Origin of the sequence: Aquabacterium sp. (assembly GCF_036279655.1) — a bacterium.
Classification (GTDB): Bacteria; Pseudomonadota; Gammaproteobacteria; order Burkholderiales; family Burkholderiaceae_C; genus Aquabacterium.
Map to the genome: position 1 here is coordinate 1 of NZ_DASUIT010000036.1, position 4558 is coordinate 4558.

General features: G+C 66.3%; 3 protein-coding genes. 2 read left to right on the forward strand and 1 reads right to left on the reverse strand.

Annotated elements, in window-relative coordinates:
• Together VFW84_RS04005 and VFW84_RS04010 are read left to right on the forward strand one after the other, a co-directional pair.
• Positions 1-1304 (forward strand): 3'-5' exonuclease (locus VFW84_RS04005; protein WP_329679141.1); only part of this gene is annotated, 1304 nt, incomplete at its 5' end.
• Positions 1305-1471: 167 nt separating this feature from the next.
• Positions 1472-3280 (forward strand): HDOD domain-containing protein, encoded by a 1809-nt coding sequence (locus tag VFW84_RS04010; protein WP_329679142.1) that lies wholly within the window; start codon positions 1472-1474, stop codon positions 3278-3280.
• Here the strand turns inward: VFW84_RS04010 and VFW84_RS04015 are convergent, their stop codons facing one another.
• Positions 3281-4315 carry a quinone-dependent dihydroorotate dehydrogenase gene (locus VFW84_RS04015; RefSeq protein WP_329679143.1) on the reverse strand — a complete coding sequence of 345 codons (1035 nt, stop codon included), beginning with the start codon at positions 4313-4315 and terminating at the stop codon, positions 3281-3283. It abuts the gene before it with no gap.
• Between the last annotated feature and the right edge of the window lie 243 nt (positions 4316-4558).

Here is a 4558-nt window from a genome sequence, read left to right on the forward strand (position 1 = left end):
AGGCCTGCCTGGTGCGTGCCCGCTGTTTGCTGTCGGGCTGGAGGCAGGCCGCAGCGGTCTTACCGCCGCACGATCTGATGCAGCAGATCGTGGATGAATCGCAGTGGCGCGACACCCTGGCGCGGCGATTGAGCGCGCCCATGCTGCGTCAGGCCCTGCTGCACCTTGATGCCTTGCTGGGGCAGGCCCTGGCCTTGCAGGGCGGGCGCGACGCCACGCCCTACCGCTGGCTGCGCGAACTCAAACGCTTGCGCGAGCCTTTGCCGGCCGCTGCGGCCCAGGGCGTGGTCCAGTTGCTGACCATCCATGGCGCCAAGGGGCTGGAAGCGCCTGTGGTCTTCATGGTGGACTGCGATGGCGAGCCGGCCAGAAGCGATCATCACACCGTGCTCGTGGACTGGCCTCAAGGGGCCGACCACCCGGCTTGCTGCGCCTTTGTTGCCAGTGAAGGCAGCCCGCCGGCCAGCCTGGCCGCCGCCCTGGAGGGTGAAAAGCGGGCCCAGCAGACCGAGGAGTGCAATGCCCTGTACGTGGCGCTGACCCGAGCCCGGGAGGAGTTGATCTTCAGCCGCACGCAGCCTCACCGTCGTCATCCTGTGGCCAGTTGGTGGCAGCGCTTGTGGGACAGCCAGGCCCTGGAGGATGGGCACCGCTGGCAGGCGCCAGCCGCCACCGCGTCCTTGGCAGCGTCCGCCTCGTGCGAGGGGCAGTCCAACCGTCTGGCGGTCTTGCCGCCGCTGCAGCCGCCAGACAAGGCCCCGTCTCCGCGTGCACAGGATGCCGATGCATCCACCGATCTGGCGCAAGTGCTGCGTGCCCACCGTGGGCGCGTCGTGCACCGGGTGCTGGAACTGCTGACCCCCTTGCCCCTGGCTGCGCGCCAGACGGTCGTGATCGAGCGCTTGACCCGTCAGGCCTGGACCGCCATGGCCAGCGCGGCCGAGTCGGCACCTGCACCGCTGACACGAGAGGTCTTGCTGGAGCTGATCACGCAAGTCCAGCGCATCGCAACGCACCCCGAGTCAGGCCCCTGGCTGGATCCGTCCCAGGTCCATTGGGCGGGCAACGAGGTGGTGCTCTGGCACGAGGGGCAGATCCTGCGTCTGGATCGACTGGTGGCGCGCCGCAAGGGCGATGCCCTGGAATGGTGGGTGATTGACTACAAGCTCCACGAGACGCCCCAGAGTGTCCACAGCTACCGGGAACAGTTGCACCGCTATGTGCAGGCCGTGTCCGAGCTGGAGCCCCAATCGGTGGTGCGGGGGGCCTTCATCACGGGGGACGGGGGTTTTCGTCCGCTGTGAGCAGGGATCAGGTCAAATCGGTGCTCGATTTCGGCCGATAACGAGAAATAAGCCCGGTGTTTACAGGGCTTGAACACTTCTTGCAATCGATACAACTGGGGTTCAATGTCGTTACAAGTCTGCCGCGAAGGGCGGACTGCAACCGCCATTGAGCCAGCAGTGTGTCGATGAACAAGGCCGACGTTCCCGCGCAAGCTTCCGCACCGGTTCGACGCTTCGGGCGCTTCGAGCTGCGGCAGCCTTTGGGCAAGAGCCTGGCCTCCAACAGCTGGCTGGCTTTTGATGCCAATCTGCAGGCCGAAGTGCTGCTCTGCGTGCCTCGGGCCAAACCGTCGGATGTGGCCGGGCGGGACGCCTGGACGCAGGACACGCTCAAGGCCTCCCGGCTCAAGCACCCCCGTCTGGCAGAGGTGCTGGACATGGGGCTGCATGACGGTTGGCCCTATGTGGCTTATGACCGTGACGGTGCGCAGACCCTGAGCGAGCGTCTGGCATCGGGGCAGGCCCATGCCACGGTGATCGAGCAGGTCAACTGGATGGTGGAGATGCTCGAAGCCCTGGCCTACGCACATGAGGCCGGCATGGCCCACCGGGATCTGGCGCTGCACAATGTGATGGTGGATGCCGCAGGGCACATCCGTCTGGCGGGTCTGGGCGTGGGCCTGAGCGCGGCCCAGGGTGCAGAGCACTCCAGCGCGGCCCGGCAGGAGCAGCGCGCCGCGGCCGAGCGTGACGTGCTGATGGCAGGCCTGATGCTTCATCGCCTGCTGGCGGGGCATCCCGCCCTGGACGATGCCGATCTGGGCAGTGCGGCCTCGCGGGTCGGGCTGGAGATCGTGCGCCTGCCCTGGACCACGCCGCAGCCCGTGCCCGAAACCTTGCGTGCCATCGTCAATCGGGCCACCGATCGGCAGCAGCGCCAGCGCTATCTGAATGCACGGACCCTGATCAGCGCCCTGCAGGGCTGGGTTCTGGCCAACAGCCAGGAATCCGCCGGGCCGCTGGCCTTGTTTTTGGATCGCATCAACGCCGTCGGGCACCTGCCCAGTCGGGCCAAGGACCTGGGCGCCATCAACAAGCTGTTGCTCAATGAGCAGTTGAAGATCGACGATCTGGTGGACCAGATCATCAAGGATCCGGCGCTGAGCTGGGAGTTGCTGCGCGTGATCAACACGGCGCGCTTCCAGAACAGTGGCGAAGAGCCGAGTTGCAGCCTCTCTAGGGCGGTGGTCCTGCTGGGCCAGCAAGGGCTGCGCAAGGTCAGCACCAGCGTCAGAACCTGGCCGGGGGTGCTGGGGGCGGCTGAATCTCGTCAGGGTGAAGGTGCCGGGCAGCAAGCCATTGCGGCCCTGGACGAAGAGATGAAGATGGCCTGCATCGCGGCCATGGCAGCGCGCTGGCTGCGCCCCTTCAACATCGGCGACGAGGATGCCATGGTGGCCGCCATGTCCCAGCACCTGGGGCGTTTGCTGATCCTCTACCACTATCCCGAAGAGTCCGCCCAGATCGCTCGCCTGATGGCACCGGTGCCGGCCAGCGAGCCGGGTGGCAAGCCGACACCAGGCATGACCCAGGAGGCTGCGACGGGAGCGGTGCTGGGCATCCATCCGGACGATCTGACTGCAGCGGTCCTGCGCCATTGGGGCTTTTCGGAGCCGCTGATCCAGGCAGCCAGGCCCTTGAGTCTGAATGTGGCCCCCCGCCGTCCTGAAAGCCCGGAAGACTGGCTGCGCATCACGGCCAGCCTGGCCAATGAACTGTGTGCCCTGATCGGCAAACCTGCGGCACAGCAGGCCCGCATGATGACCCATCTGCTGTCACGGTATGCCCGCCCGGCCGTGACCAGCCAGCGCGAATTGCTCGATGCCCTGCAACGTGCCATCCGCCCGATCGATCGGACCTTGTACCGGCAGATGTTCCCCGCGCCCAGCCCATCGGGGCCGGGCCCTGGCGCGGCACGGGCCGCGGTCAGTTGATCAGGCCTTGAGCGCCTGGGCGCAAGCGCTCACCAGTTCGGGGCCTTCGTAGATCAGGCCGGTGTAGATCTGGACCAGATCGGCGCCCGCATCACGCTTGGCGCGCGCATCGGCGCCGCTCATCACACCGCCCACGCCAATGATGGGGTAGCGAGGCCCCAGCGCCGCACGCAGTTGACGGATCACCTGGTTGCTGGCTTCGAACACTGGCTTGCCACTCAGGCCGCCCGTTTCCTGGGCATGCGGCAGGCCGTTGACCGCCTCGCGGGAGATGGTCGTGTTGGTGGCGATCACGCCGTCGATGCCATTCTTTTGCAGCGTGGCGGCAATCACGCCCACTTGGGTTTCATCGAGGTCCGGCGCGATCTTCACGAACATGGGCACGGTGCGGCCATGACGCTGGATCAGCTGCTGGCGCCGCTCCTGCAATTGGCCCAGCAAGGCATCGAGCGCTTCGTCGCTCTGCAGGGCGCGCAGGTTCTTGGTGTTGGGCGAGGAGATGTTGACCGTGACGTAATCGGCGTGGGGGTAGACCCCCTCCAGGCCGATCAGGTAGTCATCGACCGCATTCTCGATGGGGGTGACGGCGTTCTTGCCGATGTTCAGGCCCAGGATGCCACCGCTTTGGCGGAAGCTGGCGCGCTTGACGTTGGCCAGGAAGGCGTCCAGGCCTTCATTGTTGAAGCCCAGGCGGTTGATCAGGGCTTGCGCCTGAGGCAGGCGGAACATGCGCGGCTTGGGATTGCCCGGCTGGGCCTTGGGGGTCACAGTGCCCACCTCGACAAAACCGAAACCCATGGCCCCCAGGCCGTCGATCACCCGGCCATTCTTGTCCAGGCCCGCGGCCATGCCGATGCGGTTGGGAAAGCGCAGACCGGCGATCTCGACAGGGTCTTCCACGCGCCGGGCAGACCAGGCGCATGCCAGGGGCGTGTTCTGGAACCGCGCCAGGGCCGCCATGGTCAGTTCGTGGGCCGCCTCGGGATCCATGCTGAACAGGACCGAGCGGGGCAGGAAGTAGGGGATCAGGGCCATGATGAGGGCAGGGCGGGCCAGATTCAAAACCCTGTATTGTCCCTCATCCGGCAGTGCATGGCCTGCCATGGGAAGGGCGTCTGCCTGTGGCAAACTGCCCCCCCTTAACGCGCAGATGACGCCAGACGGGCCGGGTCCCATGGCGACGTCCGCATTGCATGCACTTCTTCGCAAGGCCTGAGCTTGGACAAGATCCTGATGCAACTGGCGGCTGAACTCAAGGTTCGGCCCGCTCAAATCCAC

What these genes read in the sequence shown, in the direction of transcription:
- VFW84_RS04010 (WP_329679142.1), top strand. Translation starts at nt 1,472, where the DNA reads ATGAACAAGGCCGACGTTCCCGCGCAAGCTTCCGCACCGGTTCGACGC.
- VFW84_RS04015 (WP_329679143.1), bottom strand. Translation starts at nt 4,315, where the DNA reads ATGGCCCTGATCCCCTACTTCCTGCCCCGCTCGGTCCTGTTCAGCATG.